This window comes from Pseudomonas sp. H11T01 (assembly GCF_048515765.1).
GTDB lineage: Bacteria > Pseudomonadota > Gammaproteobacteria > Pseudomonadales > Pseudomonadaceae > Aquipseudomonas.
In genome coordinates this window covers 224,315-246,800 of the sequence record NZ_JBLYED010000007.1, presented here as the reverse complement: position 1 = coordinate 246,800, position 22,486 = coordinate 224,315, and the positions used below count along the sequence as shown (strand labels likewise).

Below are 22,486 nucleotides of genomic sequence, written 5' to 3'. Positions count from 1 at the left end.
TGAATGCCCGTTGTTGACTGCCAACCTTTAACCATAACGAGAAAAAAGAGGAAATCATGATGCGTCCATTCAAAGCCTTGCTTGGATTTGCAGCAACGTTGTCCCTGGTGGGCCTGGCTTGCACGCAGGTGCAGGCTGAGGACCTGCCGGGCAACGGCAAGACCATCCGCTTTGTGCAGTCGGAAAGCACCGGCGGTAACTACGTCATCACCAAAATCGCCATCGAAGCCAGCAAGCGCCTCGGTTACGCGACCAAGTTGAGCACCGTCAACACCACGCTGTTTTTCCCGGCGGCGGCCCAGGGCGACCTGGACCTCTCGATGGACGTGACCCTGCCCCAGCTGCAACCCAGCTTTGACAAGGTCAAGGACCGCACCGAGGTAGTGGGCAGCGGCTCCATCACCGGCGCCGGCTATAACGGTTACATGATCGACAAGAAAACCGCCGACGCCTACCACATCACTAGCCTGGAACAGCTGAAAGACCCGAAGATCGCCGGGCTGTTCGGCAAGAGCGGCAAGGCTGACCTGATCAGCTGCGACCCGGGTTGGGGCTGCGGTGATGTGGTCGACTATCAGCTCGACAAGTTCGGCCTCAAGGCCACCGTCAACCCGGTTCGCGGCAAATATGAGGCGCTGATGTTCGAAAACGTCGCGCGTCTTAAACGCGGCGAGCCGGTGTTTTTCTATGCCTGGGCGCCGTCGTGGATGACCAACACCATGGTGCCGGGCAAGGACGTGGTATGGCTGCCTACACCGTTCGATGCCTTGCCTGGCAATGTACCGAGCACAGTTTCGGCGTTGACCCCGGGGGTGGCCGGTTGCGCCGGCGGCGCCGACCCTTGCCGCATGGCCATGGCCGCGTGGAACTGGTACGCCATCGGCAACAAGCAATTTGTCGCTGCCAACCCGGCCGTCAAGGCCCTGGTGGAGCAGATGACGTTCTCCCAGGCCACCTGGAGCTACTGGGAAAAAACCATCAGCCAGGATGGGTCCAGCGAACGCAACATTCGCAAATTGGCTGATGACTGGATGAGTGAAAACAAGGCGACGATGGATGGATGGGTGGCCACGGCCAAAGCCGCTCAGTAGCGCCGGATAGCTTGTGGTGAGCGGGTTTGCCTGCTCACCACAAAAACCTCTGTTTGACGGCCCGCAATCAGAAAAAATCCGCTGCCGTACCCCCGCCAAACCTCCAGATACCGCTACCGCCCTGCCCTAGCATAAGTCCCACTCAGACCATTTGGAGTGAACGCAATGACCTACAAACACCCGCTGCTGTTCAAAGCCCTTTGCTACATCGACGGGCATTGGGTCCACAGTGACAGCGGTCGCAGCATCGCCGTGCATGACCCGGCGAACCTTACGTTGATTGGCCACGTGCCCCTGCTCGACCAGCCGCAGATTGTCGCGGCGGTCGACGCAGCGCACCGGGCGTTTGCGTCCTGGCGTGAAATGAGCCTTGACGCTCGCGCCACGATTCTGCGGCGCTGGGCGGCGTTGATCCTTGAGCATCAGGAAGACCTCGCGCGCATTCTCAGCCAGGAGCAAGGCAAACCCTTGGCCGAGTCTCGCGGCGAAATCGCCTATGCCGCGAGCTTCATTCCCTGGTTCGCCGAAGAAGCCCGGCGTCTTTATGGACAGAACATTCCCAGCCATATCCCTGGCGCACACCTGGGCACCGTTAAGGAGCCAGTCGGCGTTTGCGCGCTGCTGACACCGTGGAATTTCCCTTCGGCGATGATCACCCGCAAAGCCGCCGCAGCCTTGGCCGCCGGTTGCACCGTGATCATCAAACCGGCTCATGAAACACCGTATTCGGCATTCGCCCTGGCCCAGTTGGCAGAAGAAGCCGGCTTCCCGGCAGGTGTGTTCAACGTGGTGTTGGGCGAGCCGCAGATGGCCATGCAGACCCTGGTTCAGGACAGCCGCGTGCGATCCGTCAGCTTCACCGGCTCGACCCGGGTCGGCAAGTTGGTGCTGCAAGCGGCGGCCCAGGATGTGAAGAAAGTATCGCTGGAACTGGGCGGCAATGCGCCGTTCATTGTCTGCGCCGATGCCGATCTGGAACTGGCGGTGAAAGTCGCGGTAGAGGCCAAGTTCCAAACCTCTGGGCAGGACTGCTGCGCGGCTAACCGAATCATGGTTGAACGCTCGATTTACCCGGCTTTCCTCAGCCGCTTTGCTGCCGCCGTGCGTGAACTGCGGGTCGGCCCGGCGCTGGTGGGCGAGCAGGAGCAACACGTCGACATCGGCCCGCTGATGCACCAGGCCGCTTTCGATGTCACGGCCGAACGGGTGGCTGACGCGCTGCACCTGGGCGCGCAGCGCCTGGTGGGCGGCGAAGCTCACGCGTTGGGTGGATTGTTTTACCAGCCGACGGTGCTGGCCAATGTCACGCCGCAGATGCGCATCTACCGCGAAGAGAACTTTGCGCCAATCGCCGGGGTGATGCCGTTCGACACCCTGGAGCAGGCCATCGAAATGGCCAACGACACCGAATACGGTCTGGCCGCTTACGTTTGTTCCAACCGCCTGGACCTGATCTACCCCCTGATTCGCCGCCTCGACCACGCCATGGTCGCGGTCAACGGCGTCAAGTTCACCGGCCACCCGATCCCGTTCGGTGGCATGAAAGCCTCGGGGCTGGGCCGCGAAGGCGGCACCGAGGGCTTCGAAGCCTTTGTCGAAACCAAATACTTTTGTCTGCACCATCAAGGCCAGTTCTAAGGCCAGTTCTCAGGAGACATGCCATGAACCAAGAACTCGATACGCTGTTCGAACAAGACCGCGCGCACTTCATGCACCCCTCGACCCACGCCCACGACCACGCCAGCGGCGCGCTCAAGGGACGCATCATCAAGAGCGCTTCGGGCATCCGCATCCGCGACCACGAAGGCCGCGAATTCATTGACGCCTTTGCCGGGCTGTACTGCGTGAACATCGGCTACGGCCGCACCGAAGTCGCCGACGCGATCTACAAGCAGGCCAAGGAACTGGCCTACTACCACACCTATGTCGGCCACTCGACTGAGGCGATCATCGAGCTGTCCAGCCGCATCATGGACTGGGCACCTGAAGGCATGAAAAAGGTCTACTACGGCCTGTCCGGTTCCGACGCCAACGAAACCCAGATCAAATTGGTGCGTTACTACAACAACGTGCTGGGCCGTGCGCAGAAGAAGAAAATCATCTCCCGTGATCGTGGTTATCACGGTTCGGGCATCATGACCGGCAGCCTGACCGGGCTACCGACTTTTCATCAGCATTTTGACCTGCCTTCGCCGTGCGTCAAACACACGGTGTGCCCGCACTGGTACCGCAAAGCCCCGGCCGGCATGGACGAGGCCGCCTTTGTCCGTTATTGCGCCGACGAGCTGGAGAAAATGATCCTCGCCGAGGGCCCCGACACCGTCGCCGCGTTCATTGGCGAGCCCGTCATGGGCACCGGCGGCATCGTGGTCCCTCCTGCCGGTTACTGGGCGGCGATTCAGGCGGTGCTGAACAAGTACGACGTGTTGTTGATCGCCGACGAAGTGGTCTGCGCGTTTGGTCGCTTGGGTTCGAAAATGGGCAGCCAGCGCTACGGCATGCGCCCGGACCTGATCACCACGGCCAAAGGCCTGACCAGCGCTTACGCGCCATTGTCAGCGGTGATCGTCGGCGAAAAGGTATGGGACGTCATCGAAAAAGCTTCCGAGTCCCAAGGTGCCATGGGCCATGGCTGGACCTATTCCGGGCATCCGATCTGCGCAGCGGCCGCCTTGGCCAACCTCGATATCCTGGAGCGGGAAAACCTCACGGCCAATGCCGAGCAAGTCGGCAGCTACCTGAACCGCCGCTTGCGCGAAACCCTGGAAGGCCACCCGCTGGTGGGCGAAGTGCGCGGCGACGGTATGCTCGCCGCCGTGGAGTTCATGGCCGACCGTGAGCAGCGCACCCCGTTTGATGCCGCCTTGAAGGTCGGCCCGAGGGTTTCGGCGGCGTGCCTGGAGCGCGGCATGATTGCTCGGGCGATGCCCCATGGCGATATTCTTGGCTTCGCACCGCCGCTGATCCTGACCCAAGAGGAAGCGGATCTGATCGTCGACATTACCCGCAGTGCGATAGATCAGGTGGCCAGTGAAGTGCTGGGCTGAGTACACCCAAGCCTCTGCGCGTCTTAATGAAACAGCAAACCCCGGATAATCGGGGTTTTGCCGTTTGGAGCAGCCGTTGCAAGAGCGTTACAGTCACACTCCACTGATGGCCTGATACTCACCCATGCGCTTGCGGAGTTCGTTCACGATGCACAAGCTTGATCGTTATGACCTGAAAATCCTGCGGATCCTCTCCGAGGACGGGCGTATCACCAAGTCGAACCTGGCCGAGGCGATCAACCTGTCGGTGACACCCACCTGGGAGCGAGTGCGCAAGTTGGAAAGCGCGGGCCTGGTGAAAGGTTACCGCGCCTTGATCGACTGGAACCAGGTGTTCAAGAGCCAACAGTTGCTGGTGCAAATCACCCTCGCACGTCACACGGCACAGGACATGCGCCGCTTCGAACAGCGCATGAGCTTCGCTGGCGAAGTGGAGTTCTGTTATGCCACTGGCGGCGGCGTGGATTACATCGCAATGATCCAGGCGCCGGACATTGATCAGTACCAGCGGTTTATTGATCAGTTGCTGCTGGAAGACCTGGGGATCGAGCGCTACTTCACCTATATCGTCACTAAGACCATCAAGACCGGCGGGGCGCTGCCGGCCCAGGCGTTGAATGTTTTACCTCCCGCTGACTAGCGCCAAGCGACAGTTAGCTAAAGCGCCAATACCCATCGCCGGGTTTTCGAGCGAGAACAACACGGAGTGAATGGCTCGTTCAACGCATGCTCTTTGTCGCTCATGAAGACATCCCGGTGATCCGGGACACCGTCGTGATCCGCGCCAGGTCTTCGCGGTGGGTGATCAGGGTTTGATGTCGACGCAGAGGGCAACATTTTTCCGCAATCAACTCTATGAGACCAACAGATAAGTAAAGTGCATTAATCTGCCGACCTGAATACGCTGTTATAAAACGTCCAGAGCCGAGTTTCCACCCCACTCGTTACATAAGGTCAGTGTTAAATAACGGACCCGAACCCGTTATTTTAGGCGACAAATCCCTGCCCATTCATAACACTTCATCAAAGATGCCACGGCGAGAACTTTACTGGCATTCGCCGAGTATTTACGGGGGGCACACAGCGCTAGCGCCATGGATGGCATAATGATATTGTTGAACAGCCCAAGGCAGGCACCCTCATAGTTCCCCCCCAAAAAAGACAAGGCAGAACCACGACAGACTCACAGCAACGTTAAAAAAGACGTGATAATTGTGTGAGAAATGCGTGAAAATGTTAGCAATCGTCAGTCACAGACGATAACCAGTGCATTAACATTCAAATGCCAGTACCAGTCCGAGTCAAAAGCATGATGCTTAAAGGGAAAGGAAGCACTACCACACACGGTCAGACAACGGGGGAGACGAGGATTCTCACCATTGGGAGAACCCACACTTTAGCTGAGGGTTTCAGGCAGTTGGTAGCAAACCATGTACGCAACGATATACCTATTGATACGACGAGCTACAGCCATCTACCCCAAAAAAACCAGCACTCCAGTTCGTATCGAGCGATTTTTGTCATCATTGACAGCCCCCATGCTTTCCTTGAGAGCCTCGCCGTTGTAGAAAATGTTCGCGCCGAAAATCTGACGCCAATAATTTCCGTCATCATGACCGGCAGAGGCACTTACAACAAGATGAAATACCATCTTGCCGGGGCCGATCACTGCATCAAATTCAGCAGTGTTCCTGACGAAAACGTTGAGGTGCTTTCCGATTTTTTTTGCAGTACAGAATGGCAAAGGGAGATCAGCTTAGTCCTGGATCCCACACGTATGTGCCTTCATGGCCTCGATCAAAAACTGGAAATATCGTTTGCGGAAATGAAAGTGCTAGAGGCGCTGACTCACACAAAGAATCACATTTTGAGCCATGATGAAATTGCCAGCGTCATGGGGCTGAATATAAATTTTTATGATCCAAGAGCCTTGGAAAAATCAATTAGTCGTCTTCGTGGAAAAATAAAAAGTACCTATGGCACCAACGCCATTCAAAGCATCCGCGGGCATGGATACCGTTTAAGCAGAGGCCTGATTTCGTCAAGCTGATTCACTTTAATATTACAGGGGAGTTATTGCTTCATGAATGCGACTGGGTGCACCTCACACGTTAATGGTGCAGATCATTATCTGTCTCGACAATTGATCCTGACGCGAGATGACTGCCCGTTCGGCAGCGAGATACGGATAAACCTTGACGGCAGACAGGTTCTGCCCCCTCACGCCTCCTGCACATTGCCGGCGCATCAGATGAGTGGCATCTACAGTGAAATACTGATGCAGACCCGACTGATTGCCTTCTCGCTAAAAGACCGCAACACCGCCACCGGGAAAGAATACTTCAGCCGAAGATTCGTTTGCGTAGCACAGTCAGATCTCGTCGATTCTGCACTCACAGAAGAGTTGATACAGTCCGGTGACGCGCTGCGCGCTTTCGGCCAGACACTGGTCGTCGCCTTGAGTGAATTACCCCTGTCGGCGGCCAGTTTCCAGGATAAAAAGAAGATCCTGCACAACGTGTATCTATTGAAAGATCACGGCGTAGAAATTGCCCTCGACCACTACATTCCTCAGGATGAAAGTGTCGAAATGTTTACAAGCCTGAATCTATTCGACTATATAAAGATTCCTGTTTCAGACTTAGACTCGAGCCTTAAACTCAATGGCAACCCTGATTTATTCAACCAACTCTATGAACGCATGACCATGCTGAGCCACAACACTAAAGTTTCTTTTATCGCCGACAGGGTCGAGCATAGCGCTAGCCATGTCTTGGCACGAGCCCTGCCTTTTAATTACTTTCAAGGGAGCTATTACTCCCCTGCCGACAACCTTTGAATTACTAACCTGGCGTACCCCCCCTCAGGAGAGCGAAATGGAAAATGGAATGACCTTCACTCGAAAATACTTTGTCGTGGTGACTCATAGCCCGGCATCACAACTTGAGCTCGAAACAATACTGTCCAGTGAACGCTATAACTCGTTCGGCACACCGCAAGCAAAGATGTTTGTCGAAGGTATGGATTCACCCTTCCCACCCCCTACGCTTACTGACGTTTTTTCCCAGCACGTGAGCAGGGTTGGCCTTCCCACCAACATGCATGACACACAGGATATTTTGTCAGCATTCGAATCTGAGTGGTTCAGCTCCCAGCCGGCCAGCATCCCCTCGGATAGAGAGGAAGCCAAGGATGGCGCCGATGACTCCACAGACCTGGCGGCCAAAGCCCACGCGCCAATCGCTGAAACCTGGCGACTAAGCAATAGCAGCAACGCCTTGATCAAAGACGATGTTGAAATTGTTCTGACCGGTTTAGAAGTCACCCTTGTTACAAAAATGCTGCACCATGAGGAGCGCGTAGTCAGTAAAGACGACCTTATTCGGAGCATCGGCAGAGAGCCAGAACATTATCGGGGTCTCGAAATGTGCCTGAGTCGGCTGCAGGAAAAATTTAAAAGTGCCAGCAACGGCGAACGTCTTTTCCGAGCAGTCAGGAACCGTGGCTACTGCCTCATACAAAAAATAACGCGCGGAAAAAAGCTGGTCTGAATACATAGAATAATGACCCGGACGGTACCACTACAAAAATAAAAACCGTCCCCTCTCTTACTTATAAATACTCTTGCCTACCTCCCTCGCCGCACCAATAAGCACCCCTACAATACCAACTACACCACTTTCTATCACCGACCATTTCTAACGCCACCCCACATTAGTGGCACCTTGATATTGACCGTTAAAAGTCGTCAGACAGAACCCCCCTCAATAAATTAATCTATTCACTGTCGATAGCGCCGACGGCGGTATTGCTATTGCTATCGCTCTCGCTTTGCCATCTCAAAAACAATAATAACTTTGGCTTCAACAACTTGGCATTTGTCTGTCGACACATGAATGGACGTATTTTGAGGATATAGCATGGTAAACAATCTTCGTATCAATCGAGATACCAGCCTCAAAGGACTTACCTTCTGGGGACAATGGGCACTTGCACTGGGCTATGTTGTCGCCCTGTTGTTCCTGTTGGTTTATTACCAGCAAGGAACGGTAGAGTTTTATTATCGGGTGTGCGCAATAGTCACTGTTCTCGCCTCAGTCCCGGCCTATACATGGTGTGGCGTCTATGCAAAAAAAGATGGCTACCTGACGGGGTTGGGACGCCTGTTCATGGGTTGGTTGCTGACACTGGCAGCATTGGCCTTTGTGGGCTTTGCCTCCAAGGCCGGTGAGCTATTTTCTCGTGAAATCATCCTGGTGTGGGCCGTCACCAGCTATATCGGACAGGCGCTTTTATACGTGCCTCTGCAGGGCTTTTCCAAATTCTATCAACGGTTACTTCAAAGCGACCATAAAACGCTGATTGTCGGTACTGGCGAGCTGGCACTGGAATTGGCTAAAAAGCTCCGCACCCTTGAGCACCTCCCCTTGGTCGGCCTGATCAGTACTGACGCCACTCCCTTGCAGCAGATGAGTGCACCTCGTGTCGTGGGTCAGCAGGAGGAACTGCTGGAACTGATCAAGACCCATGACATTCGACGTCTGTACATCACGCTGCCCCTGAGTGAAGCGGCACAAATCGAAGCCATGTACATTAATTTGCTCGATGCCAACGTCGACGTTGTCTGGGTTCCGGACTTGAACAGCCTGATGCTGCTCAATCACTCGGTGAGAGACGTGGATGGCTTGCCAGCCATCTATTTGAATGAAAGCCCGTTGACCAGCCAACCCACTGCCGCCCTGAGTAAGAGCCTGCTCGACAAAAGCGTGGCGCTGATGGCCATTGTTGCTCTAAGCCCGCTGTTATTAATCATTGCACTGGCCGTCAAACTGACCTCCCCAGGCCCCGTGCTCTTCAAACAGGACCGCCATGGCTGGAATGGCAAAGTCATCAAGGTCTGGAAGTTCCGCTCGATGCGCGTGCACCACGATCATGAGGTCAAGCAGGCCAGTCGCAATGACTCACGGATCACTCGGGTCGGGCGCTTTATCCGTCGCACCTCAATCGATGAGCTACCGCAGCTGTTCAATGTCATGCAAGGCCATATGGCCCTTGTCGGGCCGCGCCCTCATGCCATTGCGCACAATGATTACTACTCCGGCAAAATTCTCGCCTACATGGCGCGCCACCGAATCAAGCCAGGCATTACCGGGCTGGCTCAGATCAACGGTTGCCGCGGCGAAACCGACACCATCGACAAAATGCAAAAGCGCGTCGAGATCGACCTCAAATACATCAATAACTGGTCGTTGTGGCTTGATATAAAAATCCTGATCAAGACCCCCTTCACCTTGCTGTCAAAAGACATTTATTGACGGCAAAGACTTCAGCTTATTGATTGTGTGCCAGCAGACTGTAGGAGCAGCCGGTCGACGCTCGATTGCTCGCGATGGACGTTAACGATAACGCATGTTTACTGAATAAACGCGTCGCCCTTGAGTCCATCGTCGGAACGCCGCCGGGACCAATCGAGCGTCGACCGGCTGCTCCTACATTGGGGACGTAAGTCCCCTTTGGCATTTGATTGTGGCCACAACGCAAGACCATTAACTCGCCAAGCAAGGAAGATTGCGATGATCGCGAGTGAGCAATGTGCGGTTCCGGCCTGGTACCTGATTCACTGCAAAGCCAAGCAAGATAAACGCGCCCAGGACAACCTGATGCGTCAGGGGTATGAATGCTATCGCCCCACCTATCGACGTGAGCGCCTATCACGGGGCACACGACAAACGCTCAGTGAGTCGCTGTTTCCTGGCTATCTGTTTATCCAACTCAGCTTGCACGACAACTGGGCGCCCCTGCGTTCGACGCGAGGCGTGTTGAGGACTGTGAGTTTCGGTGGCCAACCTGTCGCGATTGCCGATGAAATTATCGATCACCTTCAACTGCGCGAGCGTGAACCCAGCGCACAACCGCTGCTGACACAAGGCGATGCGGTGCGTATCAATGAAGGGACGCTTGCGGAACTGGAGGCGCTGTTTATGGCGATGGATGGCGATGAACGGGTGGTGCTGCTAATGAACATTCTGCAACGCGAGCAGCGCATCAACCTGCCGATGTCGAGCATCACCAGGCTTTAAGAACAGTGGGGCGCGGTACGGAAGTCGCCGAGCGCAGCTGATCGAAAAGAGTATGACCAGCTCCAGCGTCGCACAGCACAAGCGCCGGCACCACCACCCGCACAGTGCGCACCTCTGGCTCTCGGATGGGCAAACTGTCCGGCCGGAATTGGCTTGGCGCCACTCAGGCATCTGAAGTTCGGATCGTTCTTGTTCCAGCAGCTGAACTGCCAGACCTTCAGGCACACACCGGCATAGCCCTCGCCCCACCACGACTTTGCCTTGCCATCGTTCACACGGTTGCGGATCGTCCAGCCGACGGCAATCCGACCGGCCAACCCTTCCCCTCGAGCCTCACCCCAGAGTGTGCGGACAAGAATGTCTGGATCTCTATCTGTGACCGTCATGGTTTTCTCCAATCGTAAAAAAGCCCGCGACTGGGCGGGCGTTCGGGGAGACCTCCAGCAAATGCTGCGGGGTAATTGGCGTGTTTTTTCTCCTGACGACCAAGCTCCGGATATGTATTAACCCTGATACATGAAAGGTTATTATTTGACGCGTTTCTAACAGAGGCACATTGCTATGATCCCAGCAAACACCACTGCTAGAGGCTCTGAAGTGAAATTAACACCTGCTGAAAACAGCAAGTCTCGGGGATGGGGATGGGCCTATAAAAAAATCAGGGGGTATGGATGCTCTCGAAGGACAGCCATCCACAGAGCAACCCTGTATGTACTTCGAGGCGACTCGGGAGTGTTCTCCAGCAAGCGGAGTTTTCAAAGTTTCCGGCTACGACGTTAGGTAATAACAAGCCAGCCCACTTCCCCGTGAAAGAAAATTTCACTCGTAACGGACTCTGAGGCATGAGTCGAGCGCTACCTTTTTAGTCCGCCAGCAACGCCATGGCTTCATCGGTGTCCAGCTCCAGATCGTACTTCCCGAGCAAGGCGGTTACTGCAAAGTCCTGGCTGGTGTAGCCCCCGATTGCAATCTGCTGGCGGTAGGCCCGAACCTCACACCAGCGCCGATAGGCGCCGGACAAACCTGTAAAGCAGCTGATGAAGGAACGGCGCAACCCGGCACACCATCCAGAAGGACAGCGAGGCGAGTTGTGCCAGCAGTATGCAGACCAGCAGCCCGAGAGCCATCGCGGCATACCACTGCCGCACATGAGTCTTTTCGTGTTCGATCAAGCCCACATCATCTTTGTATTTCGGCAGCAGATTGATCAGCGGCCCTTGGCGTGATGTCCAGTTCGACCAGAGCAGCGAGGCCATCGATGGATTTTCGGAAGTCGACGGGCTTGGGGTAGAGATAGACTTTTTCGACTTTTGCGTCGGGACGCATCATGAGGTGCTGGCTCCGGAAAGGAATCGGGAGCACAGCATCGGGGATCAGGTGGTGATGCGGACTCCACGGCCATCCGGCCACCCATTCCATGAACATCCGGCCACTAATTCCACGGTGATCCGGCCAACCCTTCCCCGCGAGCTTCTCCCCAGAGTGTACGGGCAAGGATGTCTCGGTCCTTATCTGTTACAGGCATGGCTTTCTCCAGACAAAAATAAACCCGCACATGGCGGGCAGTATCGAGGAGCACAGCGCTTCAGTCGCTGAGCAACGCTCTGGCTTCATTGATGTTCAGCCCCAGGTCGTACTTCTCGACCAAGGCGTTTACCGCAAATTCCTTGTTGGTGTAGCCCCCGGCAGCAATTTGGTGGTATGCCCGAACCTCGCACCAACGACGATAAGACCTGACATACCTGTACAACAGCTGGTGCCCGAATGGCGCCAGCCCCGCCAAAGACAGAAACAACGGAGTGACGGACATCCAACCAGCTACAGCGATCACCAAGAGAGTCGCCATCACGGTATACCACTGCCTCACATGGGTTTTCTGATGTACAAGCAGTCCGGGGTCTTCTTTGTGCTTCGGTCGGATCTTAATCAGCGGACCATACTTCTCGCCACCGAATTTATCTGAGAGGTTATCTGCGTACTTAAGAAAGTAATAATTCATCGATCACTATAAATGATAGCCAGTATCGGCTAGTGCATCGCCTCAATTGACCATGAGTTCTCAACCGTTGCGTCAATTGTTCCAGCCAGGTTAATCGAAGCGCCACTGTTCTGTTCAGCGATGACAAAGACAAGATCCCCAGCAGCTAGAGTAACTTCTTTATCGATGGAATATGACTCTGCAAATATAGATTTGGCAACACCCGCTCCACCCGCAAGATAGATAGGATTCGTAGTTCTGGACAAGCCGAAGCGCAGCCGAGTGCCGACAGGCATCGCCACTGTTAATTGCATGCGAAAACGGTATATGCCTGCATAAGGCGCCTTAAAATAACCAGTAGCCGGATCATAATTACCCCCGGTATCGAACAGCTCTGTGGGGAAAATGATCTTTGCGGCCTCACTTGCGAAACCTGATGTGCCGATTTTTTGAGCGACAGCCCCTATAACTGAGCACCCGATAATACTGGAGGTGCTGGCTACTTTTTTGCCCCTGCTAGTCACTACCATATCAACGGAGTTCCGGTTCAGCCCAGTGACCAACTGCGTATCCAGAACGCCTAAAAAACCATTATCAGAGATATCTAGATCAATTTTGCATCCACGCAAGTCTGTGTTGTTGTTGAAGTTAACGAATTGTCCAATTGCTGATAGTGGGCCACCTGAATGGGTTCGATGAAACCCTTTTATGTTCAGGCTAGTTACTAGTAATTCGGTCGCTCCGACATTATAACTAACCGTGGGCCAGTACACCAAGGAGGTGTTTGGAGCGGTATTGTACCGGTGCATTATGCGGGACTCTAGAATATCCAAACCCGAGATAGAACCAATATTGTAGCACTTCTCGCAATTGTCTAATTCAAGGAGTCGTATTGTTGTTCGCCCGCCTACTAGAAGATCGAACGGCACGTCAATTGCCCAACCCCTCTGATTGCCCATGGAAATATGCATATACTCACTAGCAACCCCAAGCCCGCGAATACCTCCAGCTACGCCATCAATAACACGGATGAATTTGAATCTGCAATGGGTTACGCCAACGCTGTTGTCGTTATTAATTCCGTAACCTAACGAACCTATAGACTCAACCCCCTTAAAGTCGCAGCTCGAGACGTTATAAGGGTCTGGGTTATTTCCCGCGTAAAGCTTGCGCTCAAAGTGAAGCAAATCCCCCCGTAGATTCTGACCTTTCATATAACCAAACTCGGTTCCGCAGAAACCATATATAGATAAGCCGTGCCGCCGAGTAGCCGTGGATGCAGAAAACGGGTCAACAAAGGTAATACCACCGTGACTGCCCCCCCGCCACAACTTGTACAACGCCGCATTAGCTGTGCCGTTGTTGATGCGCAGCATAGGGGCATCTATGTCGGAGGCAGCAATGAATTTAACTGCCCCATGACCTGCGGTTATAATATGTGGGAATGGACGATCACTCCACGGCATCGAGAAATCCAGTTGCCCAGGTGTAACCAAGTACTCGCCGGGTGGGATCTCTACAGAATGCCCATTTCCTAGGCAATATGTATAGAAAGCGTGCAATGCAGAAGTTGAGTTGGTTGCGCCAGTGGGATCAGCCCCGAAATTTAAAGTTGCGCTAGCCATCACTTGCGCTTTTTCGTACAAATTTGATGGTACGGCCCCGGCGACAGGGAGAGTGTAAAGAACCATCGCCGCCCCTTTGCTCGGGTCGATGGAGCTGGCTAATTCCTGCCGCAGCACATCGTCCCCGAGCAACACAAACGCGTCGCTCTCGGTCGCCCAGTCACCGGTGGTGGTGTAAGGGACGGAGACAAACGACGATAGTCGGTATGGCTGTCCATCTTTCATAACGTACTGACTGTGGCGCTCAATCACTAAGCCAGAGCCGTAGTCACCAATCAGCGCGTACGCGCTCTCTTCCATGAAGCGATCAAACTGCTCAGCGCGCGCTTCCTGCGCACTTTGAAAATGACTATCTCGCTGCGACTGATCTGAGTCGAACTCAGCAATCATGCCGGGGATGCTTTTGCGATTCACCCCAAGCCGATCTTTGTAGGTGTGCGCCGGACCGTTGGCGAAGCTATCGAAGCATTTCGCGTTGTCGAAGAGATCGCGCGGGTTGGTACTGCCGATTGGGTTGCCGGTGTTGTAGCTCATGGTCATCTCACTCATGGAGTATGCCGTCGGCGCCGCGAAGGAGGCGGTGCTGAGGGCGCTGAGTTTTAACAGTTGCCGGCGATTTACCATGACGACCAAACCTCGAGAATAGGAGTGGCCAGCAGTATAGCGGTGGAAATTTCGTAAGTGCGTAATGGCCAGGGCTGGCCATTACTGGGATAAATCAATCTTCATAATATCTAGGCCAATCCTGATTCATGGCCCTGTCGAAGATGTCAGACATGAGGATGTAGTCCGGTGCGATCAGCTCCCATTCCGCCTCAATCAATGGCCACTTGAACAACTCAAGGTTTGCCGTGAATCGCCAATGACTCACACCCACCTATGTCGGGCCGCTGTAGATATCGGTGAACCGGGCCTGGTAGGTTTCAAGTCCCAACGGAGTCTTCAGGGGGGGCATTCAAACCACAAGGTGCCCGACATGAAAACGTACTCGAACCATCCTTCAAACACCTGGCTCTGAGCATCACCGAGTAGCCACGACACAGAAGACGTCGGCACCGAGGTGTATCAGCGCCGCTGCCTGGAACGCCCACTTTGCAATTCAGAGCGGATCATAGGGCTGACCGCCTGAAACCCGTAGCCATCCCTCAGCGGCGGCGGTAGACCCTCAGGGTATGAAATCTGACTCCGCCGCAGTGCGGCGCCCCCCCCTGATGGGCACTGGAGCGAGGTGCCATGCGCTTAGGGCGAAGCCTTTGGATTACCCATATAGCAAGGTAAGCCAGTTCCATACAGGTTCTGCGCCTTAACTGATCGGCATTGGGGACGTGAGCGTCTATCACGGTGCAGACGACAAACGCTCAGTGAGTCGATGGTGCTAAAGTGGTTCTTGAGTGTGGGAAAGGTGCGCTTGTAATGTGGGCTAATCGTCCTGAAACGGCGCAATTAGAGGGAAAACCATGAGTTACGCGCAGAAAGGTCTGGTTTTCGACCGAGTAAACGTTTTTTGAACCTCAAGCAGAGAGGGCATCAAAAATCGGTGGGTACTTCAGACCGTTCTTAATGTCGTGTCCGGGATTAGCTGACCACTACATAGGGGCTTCTCAACGCTTACTGATACCCACCAAGGGCATACTAATTCTTTGCTCACGCTGCAGCAGTGTCATCAGAAGTACCACTCGCTGCTCGCCCTCCATCGCCAGGAAGATCGCTTCCAATTCGACAAAGGGCCCCTCATTGATACGAACCCTCTCTCCACAGGCAAACCGAACCTCCACAGGGGCTCCGCTATCGTGCTCATAAAGTTGTGCAATCAAGGCATCATCTACGGGTAGCGGTTTGCCTCCAAAACTGACAATTCGCAATACGCCGCGGGTAGAACGCAAAGGCGACCAGCTCTCATCCGAACCGAGCTGAATAAACAGATAACCCGGAAACAGCGACTCGCGAGTAATCCTCCTGCGCCCCTGTAAAACGCGCTCGCGCCGGTGCGTAGGGCGAAAGCAGGTATACCCCTGGTTAACCAGATTTATTTCCGCACGTTCGTCCTGGCTCGCCTTGCATTGAACCAAATACCACACCCTGGCGGTGAGGCTCTCACGCGCGGTCATTTGAACAGCCGCAGTATTATGGTTGGACACAATCAGCCCCTTTTCCGCCTATTTGTTCAAGTAGCTCCGCGGTTTTCGCCTGCATCAACGCGACATCGCCACGACTTTCCACGCGCAAAAAAATCACAGGTTCGATAGTCGATATCCGCAATTTGAAGCGCCAATCGGCTAAAACCAGACTAAGTCCTTCTGCCTCATCGACCACCAGAGCCAGAGCAGCATGCAGCCTTTTGATCCGCTCAAGCACCGCGAGCGGATCCTCGACCTTGCGACGGATTTCTCCTGAGGATGGAAACGCACCAATGCGCTCAATCAGCAATGCTGGCTGCTCTTTATTGCGAGAATAGCCATCCTCCGAAGCGTACAGCCATGACATCAAACCGCTACCGCCATATCCAGAAGCTTGGGGCTCATTACCGAGGGCTAATGTGCCTGGCTTGAACCTGGCGGCATTCGCGTGAACAGCGCGGCAAACTCTCCCTTTCGTCAGTTCAGCACCTGACCGATTCTGGGCCAGATCTACCTTAAACTCCGGATTACTCATCCTGGCCTCGCCCATACAGAAAAACAGTCCCGGTACTGCTTCGGTCAGCGCATTCGGATAGCGCTTTCTTGCAACATCTTTGGGTACGCATTATCAAAGCCCGGCGTAATGGAGGAGCCGCTTGTTTACCGTTGATAGTGCTTCCCTGAGCATGACCTTAGTGGATGGCGAGAAGTCGGCACCATAACCAACAGCTGGAAAAAGGAATGGGGAAATCACGAAAGCTTGTCCTTTAAAAACATGTGACACTTATAATCAATGAGCGAACGCTAGAGAAGCCATCACGCAAGGAAACATCCTTCACTCCCGGCATGAAACTAAACACCTCCGTTAATTAACACACTCCCTACTCGACAGCACAAGAAAAGTCGAAAACGTTATATTTCGTCTGAGAAAAATCAAAAATGTTATTTTATATCTGGCTTTATACGTGGATAAATTTTTCGCGGCGTGGCAGCCAGTAAGTGCGCGATATTTAATGGTTGATGTTGTCATGGATTCGCAGTTATGATTTTTAGCATAGCAACTGTTAAGCAGGCTCACCGTCCGGATTCCAGCGGGCCGCCAGAGCCTTCACAATGGAAAGGCTCATTCAGCACGGTAATGCCTCACGGAAAGAATAGGCACACGCCAAAATAGCTGCAAGCAGTCAAAGAAGTGCCGTTGAGTTGAAGAGCGCCGTTGAAACAAAGTTTCAGGCTTTCCAATTGCACCATCATCACAAATGTGGCATGTCCAAGGAGGTTGCCTTGTTTAAGAAGATTTTAATCGTTTGTATTGGCAACATTTGCCGAAGTCCCACTGCAGAAAATTTGTTGCGAGAAGCACTGGACCGGACCGACATCGAAGTCAGCTCCGCAGGTCTTGGTGCGCTTGAAGACCACCCTATCGAACCCACCGCCCGGATCGTACTGGAAGAGCATGGCCATCTGCCAAAAGAGCACAAAGCCAATCAACTGACCCCGGCGGCCATCAGCGAATCGGATCTGATCCTGGTGATGGAGCAGCAGCACATAGAACGTGTTCTCAAGATTGCGCCTGAAGCGCGCGGAAAGGTCTTCTTGCTGGGCAAGTGGCAGAACGACCGCGAAATCAGCGACCCCTACCGTCAAGGCAAACCTGCTTTTGTGCATACATACGCATTGATTGAAGAAGCAGTAAACGCTTGGGCCAGGCGTCTCGCACGCTAAACCATTCCTCGAATACCTGTTAAAAAAGAACCCACTTATGCAGCAAACTCCAGCATTAACCTCACATGACGATGATGATGATGAAATCGACTTCATGGGCCTACTCGGGACACTGGTCGATCATAAATGGTTGATTGCCGGGGTCACCGCTGCCTCTATGGCCGTTGGAGCGGCCTATGCGGTGTTAGCCCCCCCTGTTTACCAGGCGACTGCCTTGATACAGGTTGAGGCAAAAAAAAATGACATGCTCGGTTTCTCCGATATCGGCAGCATGCTGGGTAAAGAGTCGCCTTCCGCCACAGAAATTGAATTAATCAAGTCGCGCGCAATCATCGGCAAGGTTGTCGACAATCTAGGGCTCGATCTTACCGTCGAGCCGAACCGTTTTCCGGTGATCGGTGACTTTATTGCTCGTCGGTTCAAACCAGACGCTATGAATACGGTCGCGACGCCATGGCTTGGCATGAGCAGCTTTGCTTGGGGTGGCGAAACCCTGAAAGTATTTCAGCTCGAGCTCCCACAACAGCTCATGAGTAAACAACTCACTTTGGTCAGCGGTGAAAGCGGCCACTTCACTTTGCTGGATGAAGACGACAATGTCTTGGTCCAGAGCCAAGTGGGCCAAGCCTATGACCAGGATGGCATCAAACTGCAGGTCGAAGTGTTGCAGGCTAATCCCGGCACAAGGTTCAACATTGTGCGCGACCCACGCATGACCAGTATCTTGCAGTACCAAAAGGTGCTCGATGTAACAGAACGTGGTAAAGAATCCGGCATGATTGGGCTTGCTCTTGAGAGCACGGTCCCGGCTGAAGCCATTCAAATCCTGAATGAAATCGCCAAGCTCTATGTACGGCAAAATGTTGAGCGGACGTCGGCCGAAGCCGCTCAAAGCCTGGAGTTTCTCAAAGATCAGCTGCCTCAGGTCCGTAAAGACCTGGAAAAAGCCGAAAACGCCCTGAACAAGTATCAAATTCGTAGTAAATCCATCGATATCAGCCTGGAAGCCAAAGCCATTCTCGATCAGATTGTGGCGCTTGATACCAGCATCTCCGCACTGAAAATGCAGCAAGCGGAAATGGATCGCAAGTTTACCCCTCAGCATCCGGCCTATCGGGCCTTGCTCAGCCAATTAGCCGAGCTGACAGGCAAGCAGAATGGCTTGGCCAAAAAAGTCGAGGGCCTGCCTTCAACGCAGCAAGAACTCCTTAGCCTCACCCGCGATGTAAAAGTCAGCACCGAAATTTATACCCAGCTCCTGAACAAATCCCAGGAACTGGATGTGATGCGTGCCGGCACCGTGGGCAACGTACGCCTGATCGATACCGCCGATGTAGATCTGCGCAAGCCCGTTAAACCCAAGAAAGCCCTGATTGTACTCATCGCCACCCTACTCGGGACTTTCCTGGCGATTGCAGTGGTGCTTTTTCGCAAAGCCCTTAACCGCGGCGTGGAAAACCCGGATCAAATTGAAAAGTTGGGATTGCCGGTGTATGCATCCATTCCTTTCAGCACACTGCAGAAAGGTGAAGAAAGCAAACTCCCCCGTAGCCGGGGCCACGCCAACAAGGTCGCCCCCATACTGGCCAGCAGTCACCCCACCGATCTGGCCATAGAAGGATTGCGCAGCCTGCGCACCAGCCTGCACTTCGCCATGCTCGAAGCCAGCAATAATCGCCTGATGATCTCCGGCCCGAGCCCCAAGGTAGGTAAAACGTTCATTTCCGCCAACCTCGCCGCAGTCGTCGCTCAAACCGGCCAGCGTGTATTGCTTATCGACGTGGATATGCGCAAAGGGTATCTGCATAAAGTATTCGGAGTCCCCGCTGAAAACGGGCTTTCTGATTTGCTGATTAAGCGTTGCGACCTCGCAACCGCGATTAATAGAACTGAATTCGAGAACCTTGACGTTATCGGCCGCGGCCAAATACCGCCCAATCCGTCAGAACTGCTAATGCACGCAAACTTCAGTGCCTTTCTGGAACAAGTCAGCGCCCAGTACGACCTGGTGATTCTCGATACCCCGCCGTTGCTGGCGGTAACGGATGCGGCCATTGTCGGCCGTCAGTCGGGCACCAGCTTGATTGTGACGCGTTTTGCACTTAACCCGGTTCGTGAAATCGAATTGACCATGCGACGCTTTGCTCAAAATGGCATTGATTTGAAAGGCGCCATTTTCAATGGTGTTGAAAAACGCGCCTCGGCCAAATATGGCTATGCCGATTATGGTTATTACAACTACGAATATAAGTCAGAGAGCGTTTAAGCTACACCGCAGCCCTGATGATAGTCGCGTACATTTACTCACAGCACCCATAGCACCGCATTTTCTGCATCTGTAACATACGATGCAGAATCATTGATAATTCAAGCCGCTCTCAGGGACTAGCGTCTAATCCTGGGGCGGTAGCGTGTCAAAACCATAGTTCTTGCTGCTACCGATTGATTGTCGAAAAACGCCCGATGGCTAGCCTTATAAATTCCGTTAAGCCTGGCCATAGCGCCCCGCTCGCCAATTATAAAAGACACCACAACCAATGCCGAAACAAAGCCTCATACGCTTTATTAATATCGCACTGCGCGGCATAACACTCGCCAGTAAGTTCCTGTTGATTTTTTTCCTTGCGAAGTTTCTCGATCCAGCGGCACTAGGTCTGTACGGCTTGCTCACTGCCACTATCGGCTACGCACTTTATCTGCTGGGGTTCGACTTCTACACGTTCACCACACGGGAAATCCTCAAACGGGAACGCCACGAATGGGGTGGGCTGCTGAAGGACCAAGGCGCACTTTCGCTGGTACTTTACGTCGTTGTGCTACCGCTACTGAGTTTGATTTTTTTAGAGGGGCTCCTGCCTTGGAGTGTCGCAGGCTGGTTCTTTATATTGCTGGTATTAGAGCATTTGACGCAGGAGTTGGGCCGCCTGCTGATAGCGATCTCGGAGCAATTGCTCGCTAGCGTGGTGTTGTTTCTCCGCTCTGGTATTTGGGCCGTGATCGTTACGTCAGTCATGTTTGTTCGGACTGATACTCGCGATCTAAACGTTGTGCTTGGCGGCTGGACGCTCGGCAGCTTTGCAGCGCTCTTGCTGGGTATTTATCGCTTAAAGCAGTTAAATATTTCCGGTTGGCATAAGCAGGTTGATTGGCATTGGATTGGCAAAGGCCTGAAAGTCGCCATTCCCTTGTTGGTCGCCACTCTGGCTATCCGCGGCGTGTTTACAGTGGATCGCTACTGGTTTGCGAACCTGATGAACCTGGAAACCCTAGGCGCTTATGTGCTGTTTATGGGAATCAGCAGTGCGCTTCTGTCATTTCTCGACGCAGGCGTATTTGCCTTTATCTACCCTGGCCTGATCAGTGCGCATCACAACAAGGACGCTGCTTTTTTTCGTCTTAAGCTGCGTGCATTGCTGTTCCAGACACTGATGTTTTCAGGTGCGTTTGCGATAATTGCGCTATTGATCATTGATCCACTTTTGATCTGGCTTAATAAGCCGTTATACCTTGAAAACCAAAGTTTGTTTCCTTGGACCTTGCTAATCACGCTGCTCTATTCGCTGGGCATGGTTCCGCATTATGCGCTGTATGCACAAGGGCTCGACCGGCCGATCATTCATAGCCATATAGCAAGCCTGCTGATCTTCATTCCAACAACCTGGCTCTTTTCCCACTACTGGCCCTTACAGGCGGTGCCATTGGGGCTGTGTGTGGCGTTCTTCCTGATCCTGTTGTGGAAGTGCGTGGCGTTTATCCGTTTGACCCCGGCGCAGTACCGATCAATTTCATCTAAACCTATACCGTTTCTCAAAGGAACCCGTTGAATGCTCACTAACAAAACTATTCTTGTCACTGGCGGCACTGGCTCTTTCGGCAACACGTTCGTGCCCATGACACTGGAAAAATACAACCCGAAAAAAATAATCATCTTCTCCCGTGACGAGATGAAACAGTGGGACATGGCCAAGAAGTTCGAAGGCGATTCGCGGGTGCGTTTTTTCATCGGCGATGTGCGTGATAAGGACCGCCTGTACCGTGCACTGGACGGTGTCGACTATGTTGTGCATGCCGCCGCGACCAAAATTGTACCGACTGCCGAATACAACCCGTTTGAATGTGTGAAAACCAACATCAATGGGGCGATGAACCTCATCGACGCGTGCATTGATAAAGGCGTCCGTCGCACTGTTGCCCTGTCCACCGATAAAGCCAGCAGCCCAATCAATTTGTACGGCGCGACCAAACTGGCGTCAGACAAAATGTTTGTCGCAGGTAACTCCTATTCGGGCGCTCATGACTCACGCTTCGCCGTGGTCCGCTATGGCAACGTCATGGGGTCGCGTGGTTCGGTAATCCCGTTCTTCATGTCGATCAAAAACAAAGGCGTACTGCCAATTACTGACGAGCGCATGACGCGCTTCATGATCTCTCTCGAGGAAGCAGTAAAACTGGTCTGGCACGCCTTTGAAGACATGGAAGGCGGCGAGATTTATGTCAAAAAAATCCCTTCCATGAAAGTGACAGATCTCGCTCGAGTGGTTGCCCCAGAGGCAGAGCAGCAAGTCGTTGGTATCCGTCCCGGTGAGAAACTGCACGAGCAAATGATCAGCGCCGAAGACGCCTATTACACCTACGAATACCCTCAGCATTTCAAGATTCTGCCGACGATCAATGGCTGGGCCACCTGTGCCAAGCGCATCAAGGATGGTACTCGAGTGCCCGAAAACTTCGTCTACGCCAGCGATAACAACAGCGAGTGGATGAGCGACGCCGATCTGGAAAACTGGATCGACATCAACCGCGAAAAGATTGGGAGCATCTGA

At 53.6% G+C, this 22,486-nt stretch carries 20 protein-coding genes and 2 pseudogenes; 13 read left to right on the top strand and 9 right to left on the bottom strand.

Going from position 1 to position 22,486, the window contains the following annotated elements; translation table 11 throughout:
- Nucleotides 1-56: 56 nt before the first annotated feature.
- From proX to ACN1C3_RS12095, 4 genes are all read left to right on the top strand, one after another.
- Nucleotides 57-1,091, top strand: coding sequence for a glycine betaine/L-proline ABC transporter substrate-binding protein ProX (proX, locus tag ACN1C3_RS12110; protein ID WP_419116038.1), 1,035 nt, complete (start codon nt 57-59; stop codon nt 1,089-1,091).
- A gap of 165 nt (nt 1,092-1,256) precedes the next feature.
- On the top strand, nt 1,257-2,729 hold the full coding sequence (locus ACN1C3_RS12105; RefSeq protein ID WP_419116037.1) for an NAD-dependent succinate-semialdehyde dehydrogenase: 1,473 nt from the start codon (nt 1,257-1,259) through the stop codon (nt 2,727-2,729).
- Nucleotides 2,730-2,752: 23 nt separating this feature from the next.
- Complete coding sequence (locus ACN1C3_RS12100; RefSeq protein ID WP_419116036.1) at nt 2,753-4,138, top strand: aspartate aminotransferase family protein; 1,386 nt, start codon at nt 2,753-2,755, stop codon at nt 4,136-4,138.
- A 148-nt stretch (nt 4,139-4,286) separates the two neighbouring features.
- A complete protein-coding gene (locus ACN1C3_RS12095; RefSeq protein WP_419116035.1) occupies nt 4,287-4,778 on the top strand; it encodes an Lrp/AsnC family transcriptional regulator in 492 nt (163 codons plus the stop codon).
- A 17-nt stretch (nt 4,779-4,795) separates the two neighbouring features.
- On the opposite strand, the pseudogene ACN1C3_RS12090 reads toward ACN1C3_RS12095, so the two are convergent.
- Nucleotides 4,796-4,912, bottom strand: a pseudogene (locus ACN1C3_RS12090) (oxidoreductase); the annotation flags it as partial.
- Nucleotides 4,913-5,447: 535 nt separating this feature from the next.
- On the opposite strand from ACN1C3_RS12090, the gene ACN1C3_RS12085 reads away from it, so the two are divergent.
- The 5 genes from ACN1C3_RS12085 to rfaH (ACN1C3_RS12065) all read left to right on the top strand — a co-directional run bounded on the left by ACN1C3_RS12085 (nt 5,448) and on the right by rfaH (ACN1C3_RS12065) (nt 10,218).
- Nucleotides 5,448-6,188, top strand: coding sequence for a winged helix-turn-helix domain-containing protein (locus ACN1C3_RS12085; RefSeq protein ID WP_419116034.1), 741 nt, complete (start codon nt 5,448-5,450; stop codon nt 6,186-6,188).
- Nucleotides 6,189-6,221: 33 nt separating this feature from the next.
- Entirely contained in the window at nt 6,222-6,977 is a 756-nt protein-coding gene (locus ACN1C3_RS12080; protein WP_419116033.1) for an EAL domain-containing protein, read from the top strand.
- Nucleotides 6,978-7,014: 37 nt separating this feature from the next.
- Nucleotides 7,015-7,689: a winged helix-turn-helix domain-containing protein gene (locus tag ACN1C3_RS12075; RefSeq protein WP_419116032.1), complete on the top strand. Its 675-nt coding sequence runs from the start codon at nt 7,015-7,017 to the stop codon at nt 7,687-7,689.
- A gap of 369 nt (nt 7,690-8,058) precedes the next feature.
- A complete protein-coding gene (locus ACN1C3_RS12070) occupies nt 8,059-9,453 on the top strand; it encodes an undecaprenyl-phosphate glucose phosphotransferase (protein WP_419116031.1) in 1,395 nt (464 codons plus the stop codon).
- Nucleotides 9,454-9,711: 258 nt separating this feature from the next.
- On the top strand, nt 9,712-10,218 hold the full coding sequence (gene rfaH / locus ACN1C3_RS12065) for a transcription/translation regulatory transformer protein RfaH (protein ID WP_419116030.1): 507 nt from the start codon (nt 9,712-9,714) through the stop codon (nt 10,216-10,218).
- Here rfaH (ACN1C3_RS12065) and ACN1C3_RS12060 read toward each other — a convergent pair.
- The 8 genes and pseudogenes from ACN1C3_RS12060 to ACN1C3_RS12025 form a co-directional block, all read right to left on the bottom strand.
- Entirely contained in the window at nt 10,215-10,604 is a 390-nt protein-coding gene (locus tag ACN1C3_RS12060) for a cell wall hydrolase (protein WP_419116029.1), read from the bottom strand. The two genes, rfaH (ACN1C3_RS12065) and ACN1C3_RS12060, sit on opposite strands and share 4 nt — an antisense overlap.
- Nucleotides 10,605-11,080: 476 nt before the next feature.
- On the bottom strand, nt 11,081-11,272 hold the full coding sequence (locus ACN1C3_RS12055) for a hypothetical protein (RefSeq protein WP_419116028.1): 192 nt from the start codon (nt 11,270-11,272) through the stop codon (nt 11,081-11,083).
- A 125-nt stretch (nt 11,273-11,397) separates the two neighbouring features.
- Nucleotides 11,398-11,547: an IS66 family insertion sequence element accessory protein TnpB gene (gene tnpB / locus ACN1C3_RS12050; protein WP_419116027.1), complete on the bottom strand. Its 150-nt coding sequence runs from the start codon at nt 11,545-11,547 to the stop codon at nt 11,398-11,400.
- A gap of 118 nt (nt 11,548-11,665) precedes the next feature.
- Nucleotides 11,666-11,743: pseudogene (locus tag ACN1C3_RS12045) on the bottom strand (cell wall hydrolase); the annotation flags it as partial.
- Nucleotides 11,744-11,803: 60 nt separating this feature from the next.
- On the bottom strand, nt 11,804-12,217 hold the full coding sequence (locus tag ACN1C3_RS12040; RefSeq protein WP_419116026.1) for a hypothetical protein: 414 nt from the start codon (nt 12,215-12,217) through the stop codon (nt 11,804-11,806).
- Nucleotides 12,218-12,246: 29 nt separating this feature from the next.
- Nucleotides 12,247-14,355, bottom strand: a complete 2,109-nt coding sequence (locus tag ACN1C3_RS12035; protein WP_419116025.1) for a C1q-like domain-containing protein — start codon at nt 14,353-14,355, stop codon at nt 12,247-12,249.
- Nucleotides 14,356-15,422: 1,067 nt separating this feature from the next.
- Nucleotides 15,423-15,929, bottom strand: a complete 507-nt coding sequence (gene rfaH / locus ACN1C3_RS12030) for a transcription/translation regulatory transformer protein RfaH (protein ID WP_419116100.1) — start codon at nt 15,927-15,929, stop codon at nt 15,423-15,425.
- Between the two features lie 16 nt (nt 15,930-15,945).
- The gene (locus ACN1C3_RS12025) at nt 15,946-16,473 is read right to left on the bottom strand and encodes a hypothetical protein (protein WP_419116024.1); all 528 of its coding nucleotides are present in this window, start codon (nt 16,471-16,473) and stop codon (nt 15,946-15,948) included.
- A gap of 749 nt (nt 16,474-17,222) precedes the next feature.
- Here ACN1C3_RS12025 and ACN1C3_RS12020 point away from each other — a divergent pair.
- From ACN1C3_RS12020 to pseB, 4 genes are all read left to right on the top strand, one after another.
- A complete protein-coding gene (locus ACN1C3_RS12020; protein WP_419116023.1) occupies nt 17,223-17,663 on the top strand; it encodes a low molecular weight protein-tyrosine-phosphatase in 441 nt (146 codons plus the stop codon).
- A 37-nt stretch (nt 17,664-17,700) separates the two neighbouring features.
- Entirely contained in the window at nt 17,701-19,929 is a 2,229-nt protein-coding gene (locus ACN1C3_RS12015; protein WP_419116022.1) for a polysaccharide biosynthesis tyrosine autokinase, read from the top strand.
- A 271-nt stretch (nt 19,930-20,200) separates the two neighbouring features.
- Nucleotides 20,201-21,487 carry a lipopolysaccharide biosynthesis protein gene (locus tag ACN1C3_RS12010; protein ID WP_419116021.1) on the top strand — a complete coding sequence of 429 codons (1,287 nt, stop codon included), beginning with the start codon at nt 20,201-20,203 and terminating at the stop codon, nt 21,485-21,487.
- Nucleotides 21,488-22,486, top strand: coding sequence for a UDP-N-acetylglucosamine 4,6-dehydratase (inverting) (gene pseB / locus ACN1C3_RS12005; protein WP_419116020.1), 999 nt, complete (start codon nt 21,488-21,490; stop codon nt 22,484-22,486). It begins immediately after the preceding gene.